This window comes from Pseudoalteromonas sp. 0303, from assembly GCF_013349995.1.
Taxonomy (GTDB): Bacteria; Pseudomonadota; Gammaproteobacteria; order Enterobacterales; family Alteromonadaceae; genus Pseudoalteromonas.
Genome location: NZ_JABVXF010000119.1, coordinates 1 through 601 on the forward strand (window position 1 = coordinate 1; position 601 = coordinate 601).

1 protein-coding gene is annotated in these 601 nt (G+C 43.8%); it reads right to left on the reverse strand.

All coding sequences use genetic code 11. From position 1 onward, the window contains the following. Positions 1-586: IS630 family transposase (locus tag HUS62_RS23550; RefSeq protein WP_258536847.1), on the reverse strand; the 586-nt coding region annotated here is incomplete at its 3' end. Positions 587-601 lie beyond the last annotated feature (15 nt).

The window sequence follows — 601 nt, forward strand, 5'->3', positions numbered from 1 at the left end:
ACCCTCGATGGCGATCGAAGAATACAAATAAGTTGGCCACACCTACACGTTTATATTCATAATCTAACCGCTTAGTCAGCCCCGGCTTCATTGGTTGTGCCGGTCGAGTATCATCTACCAGTTGTTTCATCGCCTCATCAAAGTTAATTATGGGGTTTAACTCATCTGCTGGCTCAGCATACAACTCGAGCACATGTTCCATCCGCGCGATATATTCAGCATCCATTGTCGCCACACACCACATCTTTTTTTGCCATGGCTTTAGTGCATTCTCTTTAAGGCGCCTCCGTATTGTTTCATACGAGATACTATCTAAATCGGTTAACGTAACTAATCGCTCTCCAAGTAAAGATAATGTCCATCTAGCGTAACCTGTTGGTGGCTTAGTGCAAGCTGTGGCGATTAACGTTGCTTCATCTTTCGCAGAAGTTTTTCTCATTGCACCACTTCGTGCACCTTCATTCAAAGCTGCCGCTAGATTTTCTTCAACAAACTGGCGTTTGACTCGAAATACGGTGGAAGAGCTCACTTGAACTGCTTCACATATTTGCTCTGTTGTATATCTACAACGGTCAGCTTTTAACAAAATAGCAGCACGCTT